At 71.2% G+C, this 19,665-nt stretch carries 17 protein-coding genes and 1 tRNA gene; 9 read left to right on the top strand and 9 right to left on the bottom strand.

From position 1 onward, the window contains the following. Positions 1 to 42: 42 nt before the first annotated feature. Positions 43 to 1,434, bottom strand: a complete 1,392-nt coding sequence (locus tag ACZ4TW_RS05400; protein WP_465541414.1) for an MFS transporter — start codon at positions 1,432 to 1,434, stop codon at positions 43 to 45. Positions 1,435 to 1,696: 262 nt separating this feature from the next. On the opposite strand from ACZ4TW_RS05400, the gene ACZ4TW_RS05395 reads away from it, so the two are divergent. From ACZ4TW_RS05395 to ACZ4TW_RS05380, 4 genes are all read left to right on the top strand, one after another. After that, the gene (locus ACZ4TW_RS05395) at positions 1,697 to 3,493 is read left to right on the top strand and encodes an acyl-CoA dehydrogenase (RefSeq protein WP_465540936.1); all 1,797 of its coding nucleotides are present in this window, start codon (positions 1,697 to 1,699) and stop codon (positions 3,491 to 3,493) included. 121 nt (positions 3,494 to 3,614) lie between these two features. Beyond that, on the top strand, positions 3,615 to 4,796 hold the full coding sequence (locus ACZ4TW_RS05390) for a flavohemoglobin expression-modulating QEGLA motif protein (RefSeq protein ID WP_465540934.1): 1,182 nt from the start codon (positions 3,615 to 3,617) through the stop codon (positions 4,794 to 4,796). Beyond that, positions 4,793 to 5,791 carry an ATP-grasp domain-containing protein gene (locus tag ACZ4TW_RS05385; protein WP_465540932.1) on the top strand — a complete coding sequence of 333 codons (999 nt, stop codon included), beginning with the start codon at positions 4,793 to 4,795 and terminating at the stop codon, positions 5,789 to 5,791. Before ACZ4TW_RS05390 ends, ACZ4TW_RS05385 begins: the two co-directional genes overlap by 4 nt. Positions 5,792 to 5,888: 97 nt before the next feature. Further along, the gene (locus ACZ4TW_RS05380) at positions 5,889 to 7,040 is read left to right on the top strand and encodes a serine hydrolase domain-containing protein (protein ID WP_465540930.1); all 1,152 of its coding nucleotides are present in this window, start codon (positions 5,889 to 5,891) and stop codon (positions 7,038 to 7,040) included. A gap of 80 nt (positions 7,041 to 7,120) precedes the next feature. Here the strand turns inward: ACZ4TW_RS05380 and ACZ4TW_RS05375 are convergent. The 3 genes from ACZ4TW_RS05375 to ACZ4TW_RS05365 form a co-directional block, all read right to left on the bottom strand. Next, positions 7,121 to 7,192, bottom strand: a tRNA-Gln gene (locus ACZ4TW_RS05375). 108 nt (positions 7,193 to 7,300) lie between these two features. Next, positions 7,301 to 8,818 carry a glutamate--tRNA ligase gene (gene gltX / locus ACZ4TW_RS05370; protein ID WP_465540928.1) on the bottom strand — a complete coding sequence of 506 codons (1,518 nt, stop codon included), beginning with the start codon at positions 8,816 to 8,818 and terminating at the stop codon, positions 7,301 to 7,303. Continuing rightward, a complete protein-coding gene (locus tag ACZ4TW_RS05365) occupies positions 8,811 to 9,809 on the bottom strand; it encodes a LysR family transcriptional regulator (protein ID WP_465540926.1) in 999 nt (332 codons plus the stop codon). The genes gltX and ACZ4TW_RS05365 overlap by 8 nt, the downstream gene beginning before the upstream one ends. An 81-nt stretch (positions 9,810 to 9,890) precedes the next feature. Between ACZ4TW_RS05365 and ACZ4TW_RS05360 the strand changes: the two genes are divergently transcribed. From ACZ4TW_RS05360 to ACZ4TW_RS05350, 3 genes are all read left to right on the top strand, one after another. After that, positions 9,891 to 10,961 carry an aminotransferase class V-fold PLP-dependent enzyme gene (locus tag ACZ4TW_RS05360; RefSeq protein WP_465540924.1) on the top strand — a complete coding sequence of 357 codons (1,071 nt, stop codon included), beginning with the start codon at positions 9,891 to 9,893 and terminating at the stop codon, positions 10,959 to 10,961. A gap of 112 nt (positions 10,962 to 11,073) precedes the next feature. Next, positions 11,074 to 11,427 carry an SPW repeat domain-containing protein gene (locus ACZ4TW_RS05355; RefSeq protein WP_465540923.1) on the top strand — a complete coding sequence of 118 codons (354 nt, stop codon included), beginning with the start codon at positions 11,074 to 11,076 and terminating at the stop codon, positions 11,425 to 11,427. A 62-nt stretch (positions 11,428 to 11,489) separates the two neighbouring features. Continuing rightward, complete coding sequence (locus ACZ4TW_RS05350; protein WP_465540921.1) at positions 11,490 to 12,107, top strand: TetR/AcrR family transcriptional regulator; 618 nt, start codon at positions 11,490 to 11,492, stop codon at positions 12,105 to 12,107. Between the two features lie 4 nt (positions 12,108 to 12,111). Here ACZ4TW_RS05350 and ACZ4TW_RS05345 read toward each other — a convergent pair whose 3' ends face one another. The 3 genes from ACZ4TW_RS05345 to ACZ4TW_RS05335 are packed head-to-tail and all read right to left on the bottom strand — an operon-like array spanning position 12,112 to position 15,105. Beyond that, positions 12,112 to 12,885, bottom strand: coding sequence for a fumarylacetoacetate hydrolase family protein (locus ACZ4TW_RS05345; RefSeq protein WP_465540919.1), 774 nt, complete (start codon positions 12,883 to 12,885; stop codon positions 12,112 to 12,114). Then, the gene (locus tag ACZ4TW_RS05340; protein WP_465540917.1) at positions 12,882 to 14,009 is read right to left on the bottom strand and encodes a branched-chain amino acid aminotransferase; all 1,128 of its coding nucleotides are present in this window, start codon (positions 14,007 to 14,009) and stop codon (positions 12,882 to 12,884) included. The genes ACZ4TW_RS05345 and ACZ4TW_RS05340 overlap by 4 nt, the downstream gene beginning before the upstream one ends. A gap of 25 nt (positions 14,010 to 14,034) precedes the next feature. Continuing rightward, the gene (locus tag ACZ4TW_RS05335) at positions 14,035 to 15,105 is read right to left on the bottom strand and encodes a 3-isopropylmalate dehydrogenase (protein ID WP_465540916.1); all 1,071 of its coding nucleotides are present in this window, start codon (positions 15,103 to 15,105) and stop codon (positions 14,035 to 14,037) included. A gap of 139 nt (positions 15,106 to 15,244) precedes the next feature. On the opposite strand from ACZ4TW_RS05335, the gene ACZ4TW_RS05330 reads away from it, so the two are divergent. Continuing rightward, positions 15,245 to 15,508 carry a DUF6458 family protein gene (locus ACZ4TW_RS05330; protein ID WP_465540914.1) on the top strand — a complete coding sequence of 88 codons (264 nt, stop codon included), beginning with the start codon at positions 15,245 to 15,247 and terminating at the stop codon, positions 15,506 to 15,508. Between the two features lie 37 nt (positions 15,509 to 15,545). Here ACZ4TW_RS05330 and ACZ4TW_RS05325 read toward each other — a convergent pair whose 3' ends face one another. Beyond that, positions 15,546 to 17,132: an MFS transporter gene (locus ACZ4TW_RS05325; RefSeq protein ID WP_465540912.1), complete on the bottom strand. Its 1,587-nt coding sequence runs from the start codon at positions 17,130 to 17,132 to the stop codon at positions 15,546 to 15,548. 78 nt (positions 17,133 to 17,210) lie between these two features. Here ACZ4TW_RS05325 and ACZ4TW_RS05320 point away from each other — a divergent pair, with 78 nt between their 5' ends. Beyond that, positions 17,211 to 17,759, top strand: a complete 549-nt coding sequence (locus tag ACZ4TW_RS05320) for a TetR/AcrR family transcriptional regulator (RefSeq protein ID WP_465540911.1) — start codon at positions 17,211 to 17,213, stop codon at positions 17,757 to 17,759. A 43-nt stretch (positions 17,760 to 17,802) separates the two neighbouring features. Here the strand turns inward: ACZ4TW_RS05320 and serA are convergent, their stop codons facing one another. Further along, complete coding sequence (serA, locus tag ACZ4TW_RS05315) at positions 17,803 to 19,395, bottom strand: phosphoglycerate dehydrogenase (RefSeq protein WP_465540909.1); 1,593 nt, start codon at positions 19,393 to 19,395, stop codon at positions 17,803 to 17,805. Positions 19,396 to 19,665 lie beyond the last annotated feature (270 nt).

The following is a 19,665-nucleotide window of genomic DNA, read 5'->3' as shown; positions in this document are numbered from 1 at the left end:
GAGACCACGCCCGGGCACGCACCGCTCGAGACGGCGTTCGCCTCAGTTCGGGGCGGTGGACGGCTCCGGCTCGACCTGGCGGTGCTCGATGTCGTCGACGTGCGCTCGGGGCATCGCCACGGCACCCGCGATCGTCGCGACCGCCGCGATCACCACTCCGACGAACACCGCCGCCGAGGCGGCCTGGATCGCCGCGGCCGAGTGGGCGCCGAGCCCGGACGCGTCGATGACCCCGTTGGCGACGGCACCGAAGATCGCGACGCCCACGGCGCTGCCCATCGAACGCAGGAACATGTTGGCGCCGGTCACGACGCCGCGCTCCGCCCACGGCACCGACGACTGCGCCGCGATGAGCGTCGGCGAGGCCACCAGCCCCAGGCCGAGCCCGACGACGAAGCAGGCGATCGCGGCCGTCACGGGGTTCGGGACGAACGTCGCCGCCACGAGTCCCGCGGAACCGAGCACGGCGATGCCGAGCCCGAGGAAGGCGGTGCTGCGGAAGCCGATGCGCAGGAACAGCCGCCCCGACTGCGAGGCCGAGATCGGCCAGCCGAGCGTGAGGGCAGCGACGGCGAGCCCGGAGACGAGGGGCGTGGCGCCCGCCGAGATCTCGAGGAACGTGGGCACGTACGAGGTCAGGCCGATGAGCACCGCGCCCACGCCGAACGACATCAGCGACGTCGTGAGGATCAGGCGGCGCGAGAACACCCAGAGCGGAAGCACCGGTTCGGCAGCCCGGCGCTCGATGAGCACGAACGCCACGAGGAGCAGCGCCGCGACGGTGAACGCGCCGATCGACTGCCATGAGTTCCACGCCCAGGCCTGCCCGCCCTCGAGCACCGCGAGGATGAGCAGCGTGAGCCCGACGGTGAGCACGGCCGCTCCGGCGATGTCGATGCGGTGCTTCGTGCGCTCGACGGACTCGTGGTAGTTGCGGATGAGCATCCACGCGGCGACGATGCTCAGCGGGATGTTGACGAAGAAGATCCATCGCCACGACAGGAACTCGGCGAACAGCCCGCCGAGCGAGGGCCCGATGACGGATGACGCGGCCCAGACGCTCGCGATGTAGCCCTGCACGCGGGCGCGCTCGCGCACCGTGTAGAGGTCGCCCGTGATGGTGATCGACACGGGCAGCACGGCCCCCGCGCCCAGACCTTGGATGGCACGGAACACGATGAGCGAGCTCATGTCCCACGCGAAGCCCGCCAGGATCGAGCCCACGAGGAACGTGCCGATGCCGACCAGGATGATCGGCTTGCGCCCGACGGTGTCGGCGAGCTTGGCGTAGACGGGGACGGAGACGGCCTGCGCGAGCAGGTAGATCGAGAACAGCCAAGGGAACTGCGCGAATCCGCCGATGTCGGCGACGATCGACGGGACCGCGGTCGCGAGGATCGTCGCCTCGATCGCCACGAGCCCGGTGCACAGCATCAGCGCGATCAGCACCGGCCCGCGTTCGGAGCGGAACCCCACGGCGGTCTTCTCGGTCACGTTCCTCCTCGTCCGGCCGGCCGAACGCGCGGGCGACCACACCTAGGGCCAACGCGAGCGAGCACCGGGCATTCCCGAGATGTGTCGAATCGGGTCGCGCGATTGCCGGATGCCACAAGCACGGCACCGGATCGGCCGATCCGTGTCGTCGATCCCGACAGACCTCCGCGGCCGGCTGCGAACCGGGGTCTACAGTCCGAACATGAACGAGTTCCGTCCGCCCGTCGCCGACCTCGCATTCGCCCTCGAGCACGTCGTGGGCTACCACCAGGTCGAGCAGCTTCCGGGGTTCGAGCACGCCGACTTCGACACCGTCTCCGAGATCCTCACGGAGTTCGGCGACTTCGCGGCCGAGGTCGTCGCCCCCACCAACCGCGCCGGCGACCTCGAGGGCGCCCACCTGAATGCCGACGGCACGGTGACCACGGCCGCGGGCTTCAAGGAGGCCTACGCCGCGTACGTCGACGCGGGCTGGGGTTCGGTGGCCCTGCCCGAGGAGTTCGGCGGCGGAGGTTTCCCGCGAACGGTGGGACTCGCCATCCAGGAGCTCACGACGACCGCGAACATCGCGTTCGCACTCGGGCCGCTGCTCACGCAGGGCGCCATCGAGGCGCTGCTGCACTACGGCAGCGACGCGCAGAAGCAGGCGTGGCTGCCCAAGATGGTCAGCGGCGAGTGGGCCGGCACGATGAACCTCACCGAGCCCCACGCCGGCTCCGACGTGGGCGCGCTCACGACGAAGGCCGTCAAGCGCGCCGACGGCACGTACGGCATCACCGGCCAGAAGATCTTCATCTCGTTCGGCGACCACGACCTGAGCGACCAGATCGTGCATCTCGTGCTCGCCCGCACGCCCGACGCGCCGGCCGGCACGAAGGGCATCTCGTGCTTCATCGTCCCGAAGCGCCTGGTGAACGCGGATGGCTCGCTCGGCGAGCGCAACGGCGTGCACACCGTCGGCCTCGAGCACAAGATGGGCATCCACGGCTCGCCCACCTGCGTGCTGTCGTACGAGGATGCCACCGGCTACCTCATCGGCGAGGAGAACCTCGGCATGCGCATCATGTTCGTCATGATGAACAGTGCCCGCCTGTCGGTGGGCATGCAGGGCCTCGCCGTCGCCGAGCGCGCGTACCAGCAGTCGCTCGACTACGCCAGGCAGCGCATCCAGGGCCGCGCGATCGGCGCGACGCAGGACTCCCCCATCATCGACTTCCCCGACGTGCGCCGCATGCTCATGACGCAGAAGTCGTACATCGCCGCGCTGCGACGGATGATGCTCCTCAACGCCGTCCACGTCGACCTCTCGACCAACCACCCGGATGCTGCGACCCGCGCTCGGGCCGACGAGATCGTGGGCCTCCTCACCCCGATCTGCAAGGCGTTCGGCACCGACCTCGGCATCGAGCTCACGTCGCTGGCACTGCAGATCCACGGCGGTATGGGCTTCATCGAGGAGACCGGAGCCGCCCAGCACTATCGCGACGTGCGCATCACCGCGATCTACGAGGGCACGAACGGCATCCAGGCCGCCGACCTCGTCGGCCGCAAGCTCGGCGTGCGGGGCGGCGCCTCGTTCCTCGAGTTCATCGCCACCATGCGCGAGCTCGACCGCGAGCTCGCGGCCGCGGGCGACGACTTCGCCTCCATCCGTGCACAGCTGAACACGGGGCTCGACGTGCTCGAGCAGACGACGGGGTGGATGCTCCGCACCGGCGTCTCCGACCCGAACTCGGTGCTCGCGGGCTCCAGCCCGTACCTGCGAATCTGGGGGCTCGTGGTCGGCGGCTGGCTGCTCGCGAAGTCCGCGCTCGCCGCTCGCGAGCTCGACGGCGACGGCATCGCGGCGGCCCAGTTGCCGCTGGCACGGTTCTACGCTGAGCAGCTCCTGCCGGCGGCATCCGGGCTCGTCGGCGCCGCCACCGCCGGATCACGCGACCTGTTCGCACTCGACGCCGACGCGCTCGGCGACGTGGTGCGGCGCACCGCACGCGTCTAGGAGCCGCGGACCGGCGTACCGGGCGGGAAGGTAGTCGGGAACAGCGTGTTCGTCGTCAACGACTGGCTCCGACCGTGCAAGGGGTTGAATCGGGCCCACGACGCGTGGGTATGTTCGTGCCATGGCATCGCCGACCGAGCAGCTGGCGCCCGCATTCGAGATCGACGCGCGACTCACCGAGATCGAGCGCCGTGTCGACCTGCTCGTCAACGTCACGCCGCTCAACGCCGCGGAGGCGTGGGCGGACTTCGAACGCAGTGACTTCGGCACGGTCCCCACGCTGCGGCTCCGGCCATTGGACTTCGATCCCGACCTGGCTCGGCGCGACCTGTACGACCTCGAGGTCGAGAACGTGGACGATCCGGCCCTGCACGCGCTCTTCCGGGCGAAGCGGGACGAGATCGCCCGGCAGATCACCGCACTGGAGGATCGCGACACGTCGCGGTTCCTGTACGGTTCGCTCCAGCTGTACGGAACGGTGGCCCCTCCGCTGGCTGCGGCGGCGGAGGAGCTGCTCGAGACCATTCCCCCGCAGGCATCCAGCACCCAGACCGTCACGGCCGGGGCGTTCGCCGACGCGGCCCGTGCCGAGTTCGAGCGCTACCGCGCCGTGTACCCGGACTTCCCCGTCCTCGTCGAGGTCCGGGACGACATCTCCGAGTTGATGGTGTCGTTCGGCCACCTCCTCATCCCGGAGTCCGCCGCCTTCCGGGCCGACCGGGTCGACCCGTTGCTGCACCACGAGGTCGGCACCCACGTGGTCACCTACCAGAACGGTGCGCGGCAGCCCCTGACGCTGATGACCATCGGCCTGCCCGGCTACGACGAGACGCAGGAGGGCCTCGCCGTGCTCGCCGAGTACCTGACCGGCGGGTTGGACCCGCGGCGGCTGCGCGTGCTCGCGGCGCGAGTGGTCGCGGTCGGCATGATGCTCGACGGCGCCGGCTTCCTGGACATCTTCGAGTCGCTGCGGGCCGACTACCGCATACCGGCACGGACCGCGTGGTCCATCGCCATCCGGGTCGTCGTCGGAGGCGGCTGGGTGAAGGACGCGATCTACCTGCGCGGGATCACGCGCATCCTCGACGCCCTCGCCGAGGGCAGCCGTCTCGACGTCCTGCTCGTCGGCAAGCTCGCCCTGGACCACATCCCCCTGGTGCAGGACCTGCTCGACCGCGAGGTGCTCCACGCGCCGTGGGTTCGGCCACGCTGGCTGGATGTGCCGGGTGCGCACGAGCGTCTGGCGCGGCTGCGCGAGGGCGCGACGGTCACCGACCTCTATGAGGAAGGAGTGGCGGCATGAGGCTCGCATTCCTGGTCAACGACGTCGACACCGAGATCGACGAGTACGCGACCACCCGGCTCGCCAGGGCCGCATCCAGACGCGGGCACGAGACCTGGTATGTCGGAGTCGGCGACTTCGAGCTCGGCAGCAGCGACGGGCAGTTCGCGGCCATGGCTCGTGCCGCGAGGTGGAAGAGCGACGACACCCTCGCGAGCTTCATGGAGGGGATCAAGGCGCGTGACGCCGAGCGGGTCGTCATGGACGACCTGGATGCGCTCGTCCTGCGCAACGAGTCGATCGACGACCTGCAGGATCGCCCGTGGGCCAGCCCGATGGGCGTGGTGTTCGGACGGATGCTCGCGGACCGAGGCGTGACGGTGGTCAACGACCCCGTCAATCTCCATCGAGCGACCAGCAAGCTCTACCTCGAGGAGTTCCCCGAGACGGTCCGACCACGGTCGCTGGTGACCCGAGATCCCGAGGCGATCGAGCGGTTCGTCGACGAGGTCGGCCGCTCCGTCGTCAAACCGCTGTACGGGGCCAAGGGCCGCAACGTCTTCATGATCGAGGGCCCGGGTGAGACCAACCTCGCGCAGATGACGGAGGCGGTGCTGCAGGAGGGCTACGCCATCGTCCAGGAGTTCATCGACGGAGGCGAGGACGGCGATGCCCGGATCTTCCTGCTGGAGGGCCGCATCCTCGAGCGCGACGGCAGGGCGGCCGCCTTCCGACGCGTGCCCACCGGCAACGACCCCCGCGCGAACATCAGCAAGGGTGGTCGATCGGTGCCCCTCGAGATCGGCGATGCTGAGCTCGGCATCGTCGAGGCGATCGGCGACAAGCTGGTCGCCGATGGCATGTTTCTCGTGGGCATCGACGTGATCGGCAGCAAGATCGTGGAGATCAACCCGGAGAGCCCCGGCGGGTTCCAGAGCGTCGAGCGGCTCTACGACATCGACATCGCCGAGACCGTCATCGACGCCCTGGATCGCCGCGCGAGCCCGAGATCTTGAGCCGCACCGCCCGACACCCGGCGACGATGATGGTGCTCGTGGATGCAGCTGATGTTCGCCGCCATGCCGTCCGGAACGCCGTGGGATACTCCCGGCTGTGAGCACGCCTCTGGAGGAGCTGCTGGTCTCCCACGTCGAGCGGGGGACCATTCTGGGCGCCGTTGCCGTGCTCGGTTCGGCCGATCACACGCCCGACACGGTCGCGGTCGGCTCGATGGCGTTGGAGGGACCGCCGATGCGGCCGGACGCGATCATGCGCATCCAGTCGATGACGAAGGCGATCACCAGCGTGTCCGCCCTGCGCCTGGTCGCGATGGGACGGCTCGGCCTGGACGACCCGGTCGAGCGATGGCTGCCCGAGCTGGCCGACCGTCGTGTGCTGGTCTCACCCACGGCGGCACTGTCCGACACGGTGCCCGCCGCGCGGCCGATCACGTTGCGGCACCTGCTCACCAACACCAGCGGATACGGGATGATCCTCGTCGACTCCCCGCTGCAGCGTGCGATGGTCGAGAACGGCACCGATGCCGACGTGGGTCCGGTCACGTTGAGCTCACAGGAGTGGCTGGCACGGCTCACCGAGCTGCCGCTCGCGTTCCAGCCGGGTGACGGATGGCGGTACCATCACTCCTTCGCCATCCTCGGCATCCTGATCTCGCGTGTCACCGGTCGGTCCGCCGGCGATCACCTTCGCGACGATCTGTTCCGCCCGCTCGGCATGGTCGACACCGGATTCCGGGTCCCCGTCGAGCAGACGCATCGGCTTCCGTCGGCGTACCGGCAGACGCAGACCGGCCTCACCGAGACCGAGCCGCCCGGTGGCGGGTTCTACGTCGGCGACCCGCCGTTCGAGATGAGTCACTCCGAACTGGTGTCGACCGCCGAGGACTACCTCCGGTTCCTGCGGATGCTGGTGCACGGCGGTGTCGCGCAGACCGGACCGGCGCGAGGCGAGCCGATGCTGCCGATCGAGCTGGCCGCTGCGATGGTCAGCGACCAGACTCCTGCGGTCGCCAAGGCGCCCGACAGCTTCTTCTCCCCGACGTTCTGGGACGGGACGGGCTGGGGCTATGGCGTCAGCGTGGCGACGAGTGGCCCACACCGCGGACGGTACACCTGGATGGGAGGGCAGGGGACGACCTTCCACGTCGACCCGGACGGCACCGTCGGCATCCTGCTCACCCAGCTCGAGGCCGGCGACGAGCTCATGGGGCTCATCTCGGAGTTCCAGAACCTGCCGAGCCGCTGAATCGCACGCGCGCGCTCAAGGCGTGCGAGTCCTCGCCGCAGATACGCGAAAACCCCCGGTTCACCGGGGGTTTCTCACCGCTGGGGTACCTGGACTCGAACCAAGAACAACTGAACCAGAATCAGCCGTGTTGCCAATTACACCATACCCCAATGACCCTGAACCGAGGTTCCCGGGCCGACATGTAACTCTAGCCTACGGCCCGACGCTCGCCAAAACGGCCCGGCCGCCCGGGCGCGCCGAAGCGCGCCAGGCGGGCGTCAGTCGATGAGCGCGGCGAGCCGGTCGATGCGCTCGAGCGAGTCGACCCGACCGAGGATCTGCATCGACTCGAACAGCGGCGGCGAGACGCGCCGCCCCGAGATCGCCACACGCACGGGGCCGAACGCCACGCGCGGCTTGAGCCCGAGCCCGTCGACGATCGCGTCGCGCAGCGCCTCCTCGATCTCGGCGTGCGTCCACGACTCGCCCGGGAGGCGCTCCAGCGCCTCGCGCGCGGCCGCGAGCACGGCGGGCGCGTCGGCGGGCAGGGAGGCGACGGCGGCCTCGTCGAACTCGAGGGCCGAGGCATCCGTGAAGAGGAAGCCGAGCATGCCCGGCGCCTCGCCCAGCAGGCCGATGCGCTCCTGCACGAGCGGGGCGGCCTCGGCGAGCACCGCCTCGTGCGCGGGCGAGATCGGCGTCTCGACGACGCCGGCCGCTTGGAGGTACGGGACGGTGCGACGCGCGAAGTCGGCCGGGGCGAGCCGGCGCAGGTGGTCGCCGTTGATCGCCTCGGCCTTCTTCAGGTCGAAGCGCGCGGGATTCGGATTGACGTTCTCGACGTCGAACGCGGCGACGAACTCCTCACGGCTGAACACGTCGCGGTCTGCCGCGAAGCCCCAGCCGAGCAGCGCGAGGTAGTTCACGAGCCCCTCGGGGATGAAGCCGCGGTCGCGGTGGTGGAAGAGGTTCGACTCGGGGTCGCGCTTGGACAGCTTCTTGTTGCCCTCGCCCATGACGTAGGGCAGGTGACCGAAACGCGGCACGAACGTGGTGAGCCCGATGTCGATGAGCGCGTGGTACAGCGCGATCTGCCGGGGCGTCGAGCTCAGCAGGTCTTCGCCGCGGAGCACGTGCGTGATGCCCATGAGCGCGTCGTCGACCGGGTTCACGAGCGTGTACAGCGGGGCGCCGTTCGGGCGCACGACGACGAAGTCGGTCGTCGAGCCGGCGGCGAAGTCGATGCGGCCCCGGACGAGGTCGTCGAAGCCGAAGTCGACGTCGTCGGGCACGCGCAGGCGCAGTGCCGGCTGGCGCCCTTCGGCGCGGAACGCGGCCCGCTGCTCGTCGGTCAGGTCGCGGTCGAAGTTGTCGTAGCCGAACTGCTTCGGACGACCGGCGGCCTCGTTGCGTGCGTCGATCTCGTCGGCGGTCGAGTAGCTCTCGTACACGTGGCCGGACGCCTTCAGGCGCTCGACGACGGTCGTGTAGATCTCGCCGCGCAGCGACTGCCGGTAGGGCGTGTGAGGCCCGCCGACGTCGATGCCCTCATCCCAGTCGAGGCCGAGCCACGTGAGCGCGTCGATGATGAGCTCGTAGCTCTCCTCGCTGTCGCGTGCCGCGTCGGTGTCCTCGATGCGGAAGACGAACGTGCCGCCCGTGTGGCGCGCGTACGCCCAGTTGAACAGTGCGGTGCGAACGAGGCCGACGTGCGGCGTTCCGGTCGGCGACGGGCAGAAGCGCACGCGGATGTCGCTGCCGGTGGCCGTGGTCGTGGGGTGGGTCGTGTCAGGCATCGTTGTCCATGTTAAGGCCCGCCGATCGCGCCTCCCGTCGGGCGACGAGGCTGGCGAGCAGGTCGGCCGCGACGGCGACGGCCGGCACGCCCGTGCCGCCCTTCGCGGTGACCAGGTGCAGCGTGCGGCGGTCGCCGTTCGCGGTCTCGCGCACGGCCACCCCGGCGCGGACGCCGGCCGACTGCACCGCGAGCGCGGGCAGCACCGCGACGCCGAGTCCGCTCGCGACGAGCTCCTCGACCGCGACGAAGTTGTCGGTCTCGACGGCGATGCGCGGCGTGAAGCCGGCGACGTCGCACAGCTCCAGCAGGTGACCGCGGCAGCGCGGGCAACCCGCGATCCACCGCTCCCCCGACAGGTCGGCGAGGTCGACCGTCTCGCGCGCGGCGAGTGGATGGCGCGCGGGCAGCACCACGTGCATCGCGTCGGCGCCGATCGTGGTCACCTGGAGCCCGCGCGCGCTCTCGCGGTGCGGATCGCCGCGATCGCCCGGATAGCTGAAGGTCAGGGCGAGGTCGGCGCGATCCTCGCGGACGGCGGCGACCGCCTCGGGCGGCTCGGCCTCGACGAAGCTGACGCGCACGCCCGGATGTCGTCGGGCCATCTCGGCCATGAGCTCGGGCACGATGGTCGGCGAGGCCGACGGGAACGCCATGAGCCGCACGCGCCCGGAGCGCAGTCCGCGCAGCGCGGCGAGCTCGCCGCGCGCGGCCTCGAGCGTGGTCGCGATCGCGGTGCCGTGGCGTGCGAGCAGTCGGCCCGCCGCGGTGAGGCGGATGCCGCGTCCGGTCCGCTCCACGAGCGCCATGCCGGCGCGCGCCTCGGCGCGCCGCACCTGCTGGCTGAGCGCCGGCTGGCTGAACCCGAGCGCGCCGGCCGCCGCCGTGATCGTGCCGTGGTCGGCGATCGCGCGCAGCACGAGGAGGCTCATGGCGTCGAGGTCGGCGGCGCCGGGGGGCTCGACGCGCAGGTCGGCGCGCGTTTCGGTCATGGTCGAATGATAAGTGCAGCTTATGCCTGCGATCCAGCACTGGCTCTCGACGAATCGGAAGCGGAGGCGCAGTCTGTCGGCATGCACACCGAGATCCGTTCCGACCGCCCCGCGCCGTCGCCGGCACTGCCCGATCCCCGCTTCCGCTCCGGCCGCGGGTACCTCGCGGCCTGCACGCTCGGCATCCCCCCGGCGTCGACGGTCGCGGCGCTCGAGCGCGACCTCGCACGGTGGCGCGACGGCCGGGCCTCGGCCGCCGACTACACCGGGGTCGTCGAGCGCGCGAGGGGGCACGCCGCCGCGCTCCTCGGCGCGTCGCCCGACCGGATCGCGGTGGGCTCGCAGGTCTCGCCGTTCGTCGCGCTCGCCGCGGGATCCGCCCCCGCCGGCGCCGAGGTCGTGTGCGTCGACGGCGACTTCAGTTCCGTGGTCGCGCCGTTCCTCGCCCGCCGCGACCTTCGGGTGCGCCACGCCCCGCTCGACCGGCTCGCCGACGCGATCGGCCCGCGGACCTGGCTCGTGGCCTTTTCGCTCGTGCAGTCGGCGACGGGCGAACTCGCGGACGCGGCATCCGTCATCGCGGCCGCCCGCGCGGTCGGCGCGCTCGTACTGGTCGACACCACGCAGGCGACCGGATGGCTCCCCACCGTCGACCTCGACGCCGACCTGATCGTCTGCCACGCCTACAAGTGGCTGTCGGCGCCGCGGGGTGCCGCGTTCATGGCGGTCAGCGATCGCGCGCTCGGCGAAATCGTGCCGCTCACCGCGGGGTGGTACTCCGGCGAGGATCCGTGGGCATCCTGCTACGGACCCGAGCTGCACCTCGCGGCGGGCGCGCGCCGCTTCGACGTCTCCCCCGCCTGGCACGCCTGGGCCGGCGCCGAGGCCGCGCTCGAACTCGCCGCCGGACTCGACCTCGACGCCGTGCGCGCGCACGACCTCGCCCTTGCCGACGCGTTCCGCGACCGACTCGGCCTCCCGCCCGGGCCCAGCGCGATCGTGAGCTGGCCCGATCCCGACGGATCCGATCTCGCGTTGCTGAACGCGGCCGGGCTCACGGCCTCCGGACGCGCCGGGCGCACCCGCGTCGCGTTCCACCTCTGGAACGACCCCGAGGATGTCGAACTGGCGGCCCGCGCCCTCGGTCGCTGACCCGCAGACCCGAGCCGTTCGTCCACCCACCGATTGACCGTACGGTCAGTCGGGAATACGGTTCAATCGACCCCCGATCGGGAGCCATGTGTCGAATGGAGGGGAGAGACGAATGAAGAAATGGACACGCTGGGAGGACTGGGTCGCCGTCGCGGTCGGCGCCGTCGTCGCTCTCTCGGGCATCTTCATGGAGCGTGAAGGCGCGTCCATGGTCTGGATGCTCGTGCTCGGCGTCCTGCTGGTCGCATCGGGCCTCGTGAACCTCGCGATGCCCGGACTGGTCGCCACCGAGTACGTGCAGCTCGGACTCGGCGTGCTGCTGTTCGTCGCTCCATGGATCGGCGGCTATGCGAGCGCGATGGCCCCCGCTTGGATCTCCTGGATCGGCGGCGCGGTCGCGGCGATCGTCGCGGCACTCGCCATCCGACCGGCCATGCAGACGCACGACCGGGCCATCCCGCACTGACCGCGGGCCGAGATGGGGGCGACCGGAGACCCGGCGCCCCCGCTCCTCGCCGGGACGCGACCATGACCCGCGACACGCACGCCCGCACGCTCATCCTCGACGCAGCCGAGCGGCTCTTCGCCGAGCGCGGCTTCGATGCGACGCCGACGGCGGCGATCGCGCGTGCCGCGGGCGTGCCGAAGGGACTCCTCTTCTACTACTTCCCCGCCAAGCCCGACCTGCTCCGGGCCCTGATCGGCGAGCGGCTCGACCTCGACCCCGTCGACACGACGGCGCTCGTCGCCCTCGGCGACCCGGCACGGGCGCTGCTCAACGTCACACGCCTGCTCCATGAGCTGCAGGACGAGACCCAGGTGCGGCGCGTCATCGTCTGGCGCGAGCAGCGCACCCACCCCGAGGTGCGCGAGCGCCTCCACGACTATCGCCGGCAGCTCCAGGGCCTCGTCGAGCGCGTGCTCGGCGCGAGCATCCTCCACCCGATCGCCGCCCGCCGCGTGCGGACGGCGGCGGCAGCGTGGGTGGCCATCATCACCACCCCGACGCCCCTCGATGCCGGCGCGACCGCACCGTTCGACGCGTCCGTCGAGGCCGATGCCCGCTCCAGCCAGGCGGGCGGCACCGCCGAACTGCCCGAGCTCGCCGAGCTCATCTGCGCCGGACTGAGCGCGCCGGCGGCGTGACGCGTCAGCCTGCCGCCCGCACGGGGTTGCCGAGCGTTCCCAGCCCCGAGACCGTCACCTCGACACGGTCGCCCTCGAGGATGGGGCCGACGCCGGCGGGCGTGCCCGTGAGGATGACGTCGCCCGGCAGCAGCGTGAACACGTTCGACGCATACGCCACGATCGCCGGCACGGAATGCACCATGTCGACGAAGCGGCCGTGCTGGCGGCGCTCGCCGTTCACGCTCGTCTCGATCACGCCGCGCTCGAGGTCGAGGTCGGTCGCGATGACGGGGCCGAGCGGGCAGAACGTGTCGAACCCCTTCGCCCGCGTCCACTGGCCGTCGCGCCGCTGCAGGTCGCGCGCGGTGACGTCGTTCGCGATGGTGTAGCCGAAGATCACGGATGCGGCGTCGGCCTCGCTCACCCGGCGGGCGACCCGACCGACCACGACAGCGAGCTCGCCCTCGTGCTCGACCTGCGCGCTCTCGGGCGGCAGGACGATCGCGTCGCCCGGGCCGATGACCGATGTGTTCGGCTTGAGGAACAGCAGCGGCTCGGCCGGCGCCTCGCCGCCCATCTCCTCGGCGTGCTCGCGGTAGTTCTTGCCCACCGCGACCACCTTCGACCGCGGGATGACGGGAGCCAGCAGCCGCGCCTCGCCGAGCGGCACGCGCTCGCCGGTCGTGTCGAAGCCCGCGAAGAGCGGGTCGGACTTCAGGACGACGAGCTCGTGCTCCTCCTCGTCGACGATGCCGAACGAGATGGATTCACCGTGGGCGAAGCGCGCGACCTTCATGCGGTCGTCTCGTCGAGCCGCACCATCCAGCCGTGCCGGTCCTCGACGCGGCCGTACTGGATGCCGGTGAGCTCCTCGCGCAGCGACAACGCGAGCTCCTCGGCCTGCGGACCGGAGTGCACGATCTCGAAGTCCTCGCCGAGCAGGCGGCCGATGGGCACGACGACGGCCGCGGTGCCGCAGGCGAACGCGCCGACGATGTCGCCGGATGCCGCACCCTCGCGCCACTCGTCGAGCGTGACTCGGCGCTGCTCGACCTGGTGGCCGCGGTCGGCCGCGAGGCGCAGGATCGAGTCGCGCGTGATGCCCTCGAGGATCGAGTCGGACTCGGGGGTGACGAGCGTGCCGTCCTTCCGCACGAGCACCACGTTCATGCCGCCGAGTTCTTCGAGGTACTTCCCCTCGTCGAGGAACAGCACCTGCTGGCAGCCCTTCTCGTACGCCTCGGCCTGGGGCAGCAGGCTCGACGCGTAGTTGCCGCCGGTCTTCGCGGCGCCCGTGCCGCCCTTGCCCGCGCGCGCGTAGTGCGTGGACAGCCAGATGTTCACGGGCTGCACGCCGCCGGGGAAGTACGCGGCCGCGGGGCTCGCGATGAGGTAGTACGCGACCTTCTTCGCCGGGCGCACGCCGAGGAACGCCTCCTTCGCGAACATGAACGGGCGCAGGTAGAGGCTCGTCTCGGGGGCGCTCGGCACCCAGTCGGCGTCGACCGCGATGAGCTGCTTCAGCGAGTCGATGAAGTAGTCGACGGGCAGCTCGGGCAGCGCCATCCGCCGGGCCGAACGCTGCATGCGCGCGGCGTTCTCGTACGGACGGAACGTGCGGATGGAGCCGTCGGCGTGCCGGTAGGCCTTCAGCCCCTCGAAGATCTCCTGCGCGTAGTGGAGCACCGCGGCAGCCGGCTCGAGCTTGATCGGCCCGTACGGCGAGACGCGCGGGCGGTGCCACCCGCCGCGTTCGGACCAGCAGATGTCGACCATGTGGTCGGTGAAGTGGTTGCCGAAGCCGGGGTCGGCGAGGATCGCCTCGCGCTCGGCATCGGACTTGGCGGCATCGTTGCCGGTGACCTGCCAGACGAGACCGGCGGGCGAGGGCGTCTTGAGGGTGAGGTTCGAGGTGGTCAAGGTGTTCCTCCTTCGGAAGCGGAAGTCAGTGGGCGCCGACGGTGGCGCCGATGCGGGCAGCGATCGCGTCGCCGATCTCGGAGGTCGAGCGCCGTGCGTCGCCGCGGTCGGCGATGTCGGCGGCGACCGCCTGTCGGACCCGCTCGGCGGGGTCGGCGTGACCGAGGTGGTCGAGCAGCAGGGCGACCGAGAGGATCGCGGCGGTCGGGTCGGCGATGCCCTTCCCGGCGATGTCGGGCGCGGAACCGTGCACCGGCTCGAACATGCTCGGGAATCGGCCGTCGGGGTTGATGTTGCCCGAGGCCGCGAGGCCGATGCCGCCGCTGATCGCGCCGGCCAGGTCTGTGAGGATGTCGCCGAAGAGGTTGTCCGTGACGATGACGTCGAATCTAGCAGGATCCGTGACGAGGAAGATCGTCGCGGCGTCGACGTGGAGGTAGTCGACCGCGACATCCGGGAACTCGGCGGCGACCGCGTCGACCTGGCGCTTCCAGAGGGAGCCGGCGAAGACGAGCACGTTGGTCTTGTGCACGAGCGTCAGCTTCTTCTTCGGGCGAGCCGAGGCCGCGGCGAACGCGTAGCGCACGACGCGCTCGACGCCGTAGGCCGTGTTCACCGAGACCTCGTTCGCGACCTCGGCGGGCGTGCCGACGCGGATGGCTCCGCCGTTGCCGACGTACGGCCCCTCGGTGCCCTCGCGCACGACCACGAAGTCGACCTCGCCCGCATCGGCGAGCGGGCTCGCGACGCCGGGGTAGAGCACGCTCGGGCGCAGATTGACGTAGTGGTCGAGCTCGAAGCGCAGCTTCAGCAGCAGCCCGCGCTCGATGTTCGCCCCCGCGAGGCGCGGGTCGCCGGGGACGCCGCCGACCGCACCGAGCAGGATCGCATCGTGGCCCTTGATGGCGTCGAGGTCATCGTCGGTCAGGACGTCGCCGGTCTCGAGGTAGCGCGCGGCCCCCAGTGAGAAGTGCGAGCGCTCGAACGCGACGTCGGCTCCTGCGGTCGCGGCCTCGAGCGCCTTCAGCGCCTCGCCGACCACCTCGGGTCCGATCCCATCCCCCGGAATGACCGCGAGCCTGACCGTCTGTACCATGAACACTCCTTCGTCCGCCAGCCCTCCCAGCGTACTGTCCGCGGGAGGGGCCGCTCACTACACTCGGCCTCAGGGGGCGGGACACCCCGGCCCCCGCACAGCGGCGCTCCCCCGCCGCCCGAGTGAAAGGCACTACCTGATGAGTCTCGGTCTCGGAATCGTCCTCTTCGCCATCGGCGCCGTGCTCGCGTTCGCGCTCAACGTGGCGGTGGACTGGATCAACCTGCAGATGGTCGGCTACATCCTGATGGCCGCCGGTGCCGTGGTGATCATCCTCGGCATCGTCCTGCTCGCCCGCCGCCGGAGCGCGGTTTCCACCTCGCGCACGACCGTCGACCCCGCCACCGGCGACCGCGTCACCCGCAACGAGACGTCGCGTCCCGACGACTCGACCACGATCTGATCGGTCGGCCCCGCCGACCGCCCCGAAGGGCGCCGCCTCACTCCGAGGCGGCGCCCTTCGGCTCGTTGAGGGTGGTGGCGGCGACGACGCCGGCAGCGAGCATCAGCGCGACGCCGATGAGTGCCGTGACCACGACCCCGCCGTCGAAGGCGTGGGCGGCGGACGCCAGGAGCTGATCCGCCGCCGACGGCGGGAGCACCTCGGCGACCGTGACCGCACCCGCGAGCGTCTCGCGCGCGGCATCCGCCTGCTCGGCGGTGAGCGACGCCGGCAGCTCGATCGCCGTGCGGTACCACGCGGCGAGGATGCTGCCGAGCAGGGCGGTGCCGAGCACCGCCCCGAGCTCGTACGCGGTCTCGGAGACCGCCGAGGCCGCGCCCGCCTTCGCGGGCGGCGCGCTCGAGAGGATGAGCTCGTTCGAGACGGTCTCGGCGACGCCGATGCCGAGACCGAGCAGCACGAACGCCACCACGAGGCCCGCGATGCCGGCGTCGGTGAAGAGCGCGACGACGAGGTACCCGGCGGCCGAGATCGCCAGCGCGGATGGCACGAGCACCCGTGGACGGATGCGACGCGACAGCGGCACGACCGCGAGGCCGGCGGCGATCATCGTGACGAGCCCGGGAGTGAGCGCGAGCCCCGCCTCGACCGGTGAGAGCCCGGCGATCAGCTGCAGGTGCTGCGACACGAAGAAGAGGAACCCGACGAGCGCGATGACGCTGAGGAGGTTCACGAGCACGCCGCCGCCGAACGAACCGGTGCGGAACAGTCGCATGTCGAGCATGGGCGTCTCGGCGCGGAGCTGCCGCCGCACGAACCAGAATCCGAGCGCCGGGCCGACGAGGATCGCGACGATGCCGACCGTGTCGACGCCCTCGGTCGCGAGGTGCTTGATGCCGAACACCGTGCCGCCCATGGCGGCGAGCGAGAGCAGGATGCTCACCACGTCGATGCGCCCGGGTGCCGGGTCACGGCTCTCGGGGATGAGCAGCGGCAGCAGGATCACGAGTGGCACCAGCACGGGCACCGCGAGCAGGAACACCGAGCCCCACGCGAAGTACTCGAGCAGCACGCCGCCGACGATCGGCCCCAGGGCGCTTCCGGCCGCGAAGCCCGACGCCCAGATCGCGATGGCGACGCGGCGCTGCTCGCGGTCGGCGAAGACCGTGCGAAGCAGCGAGAGCGTCGACGGCATGAGCATGGCGCCGAAGAAGCCCAGTGCGGCGCGCGCGAGGATCAGCGCCTCGGCGCTCGTCGCGAACGCCGCCGCGATCGAGACGAGCGCGAAGCCGACCGAGCCGATGAGCAGCATCCGTCGCCGCCCGAAGCGGTCGCCGGCGGAGCCCATCGCGACGAGCAGCGCCGCGAGCACGAGCGGGTAGGCGTCGATGATCCACAGCTGCTGCGCAGCGGTGGGTCCGAGGTCGCGCGCGATCTCGGGCAGCGCGAAGCTCAGCACCGTGTTGTCGACCGACACGAGCAGCACCGGCAGCATGAGCACCGCGAGCGCGAGCCACTGCCGGCGCGACGCGCGGACCCGGCCGGGGTCGGCATGGGTCGGGGCGGATGCGGCGGCATCCCTTCGCACGGGGAGCGTGGTGGTGGTCGTCGTCTCGTGGTTCATCTCAGGTTCCTATAACTGTACCGTCTGGACGGTAGAGTATCAGATGCCCCTGACATCCGCCTCGCTACGATCGGACCCATGAGCCGCCCACCCGCAGCACGCGACGCCGTGCTCGACGCGTTCGAGCGCATCCTCATCGATGCCGGCGAGCGCGCAGCCACCCTCGACGCGACGGCCAAGGCCGCGGGCGTCTCCAAGGGCGGACTGCTGTACCACTTCGCCAATCGCGACGCGCTCGTCGAAGGCGTGCTCGATCGGTTCTCGGCGCTCGTCGACGACGACATCGCCGTGCTCGAGCGCGCGCCCGAGGGCGCCGTCGCCTACTACGTCCGCTCGTCGGTCGCGGCGGGCTCACCCCTCGACCGCGCGGCCGTCGCCGCCACGCGGCTCGCGCAGGCCGGTCACGAGGCGGCCGCGCGAACCATCCGCTCGGTCCGCCAGCGCTGGCTTGCCGCCGTCCGGAGGCACGTGGCCGACCCGACCGTGGCGCTCGCCATCACGCTCATCGGCGACGGGCTCTACTACGACTCGGCACTGCACGGGCAGGACCCCGAGCTCGGCGTCGACGCGCCGCCGCCCGCCGAGCTCGACGCGCTCGTCGCGCTGCTCGAGCGGCTCGCCCGATGAGGTGCGCCATTCCGGCTCGCGGTGAGGCGCGACATCCGTTCGACTACGACTCGGTGATGTCGACCTCGACGAAGACATCGGCGTCGATGGCCTCGCGCACGCGCTCGAGCACCTCGGCCGGCACGGGCGAGTCGACCGTGAGCACCGACAGCGCCTGTCCGCCGGCCTCGCGGCGCGCGATCTGCATGCCCGCGATGTTGATGCCGGCCTGGCCGAACTCGCCGCCGTACACCGCGACGATGCCGGGCCGGTCGGTGTAGATCATCACGATGTGGTGGTCGGCGATCGGCACCTCGATCTCGTAGCCGTTGATGCCGACCAGCTTCTCGATCTGCTTCGGGCCGGTGAGGGTGCCCGACACCGACACCTGCGTGCCGTCGGCGAGCGCGCCGCGCAGCGTGATGACGTTGCGGTACTCGGGGCTGTCGGCATCGGAGATCAGGCGCACGGCCACGCCGCGCTGTTCGGCGAGCAGCGGCGCGTTGACATACGAGACGGTCTCGCTCACGACGTTGGTGAAGACGCCCTTGAGCGCGGCGAGCTTCAGCACGCTGACGTCGTAGTCGACGAGCTCCCCGTGGACCTCGACGTCGAGGCTCTCGAGCGGGCCCTGCGCGAGCCCGGCGAAGAGCTGGCCGAGCTTCTCGACGAGCGGGATGCCGGGACGCACGTACGGATCGATGACGCCGCCCGCGACATTGACCGCGTCGGGCACGAGCTCGCCCGCAAGCGCGAGGCGCACCGACTTGGCGACCGAGATGCCGGCCTTCTCCTGGGCCTCGTCAGTCGACGCGCCGAGATGCGGGGTGACGACGACGTTGGGCAGCGCGAGCAGCGGCGACTCCCTGGGCGGCTCCTGCACGAAGACGTCGAGGCCCGCGCCCGCGATGGTCTTCGCGACGAGCGCATCGTGGAGCGCCTCCTCGTCGATGAGCCCGCCGCGGGCGACGTTCACGACGAACGCGGTCGGCTTCATCTTCGCGAGCTGCTCGGCACCGATCATCCCGGTGGTCTCGGGGGTCTTGGGCATGTGGATGGTGATGAAGTCGCTGCGCTCGAGGAGCTCGTCGAGCGAGACGGTCTGCACGCCGAGCTGCTGGGCGCGCGCGGCCGTGATGTAGGGGTCGTACGCGAGGACCTCGACGCCGAACGCCTGCAGCCGCGCGGCGATGAGCGCGCCGATGCGGCCGAGGCCGATGATGCCGACGGTCTTCTCGTAGAGCTCGGTGCCCGTGTACGCCGAGCGCTTCCACTCCCCCTGCGCGAGCGCCGCGTGCGCGGCCGGGATGTGGCGTGCGAGGCTCAGGATGTGGCCGACCGTGAGCTCGGCCGCCGAGATGATGTTCGACGTCGGCGCGTTCACGACCATGACGCCGGCGGTGGTGGCGGTCTTGATGTCGACGTTGTCGAGTCCGACGCCGGCCCGCGCGATGACCTTGAGCTTCGGCGCGGCCGCGATCGCCTCGGCGTCGACCTTGGTCGCCGACCGCACGAGGATGGCGTTCGCGTCGGCGAGCGCCGCGAGCAGGGCCGGACGGTCGGTCCCGTCGACGTTGCGGACCTCGAAGTCGGGGCCGAGGGCATCGACGGTGGCGGGCGAGAGTTCTTCGGCGATCAGCACGACCGGCTTGGTCACGGACGGTTCCTCACTGCGGGTTGGGAGAGGCGGTGCGAGCACCGCGGAACGTCGCGCCGACATCGTCGGAGGCGCGGATGACGCGGCCAGCCTACTTCAGGCCCCGGGTGCGGCCCGAATCGTGTGACGTGCGCAGTCGAGCGCGCATTCCCGCGACGCTCGCTCAGACGAGCACCATGGACGGCCGAGGGGGGGGGGGGGGGGGGGGGGGGGGGCACGAGGGAGGGGGGAAGCCGAAGAGGCGGGAGTCCGGGGGGGGGGGGGGTTGAG

The organism is Agromyces sp. NPDC029043, assembly GCF_055564615.1.
Note: the sequence above shows the minus strand (reverse complement) of the source record. Positions and strands in the feature narration are given on the sequence as shown.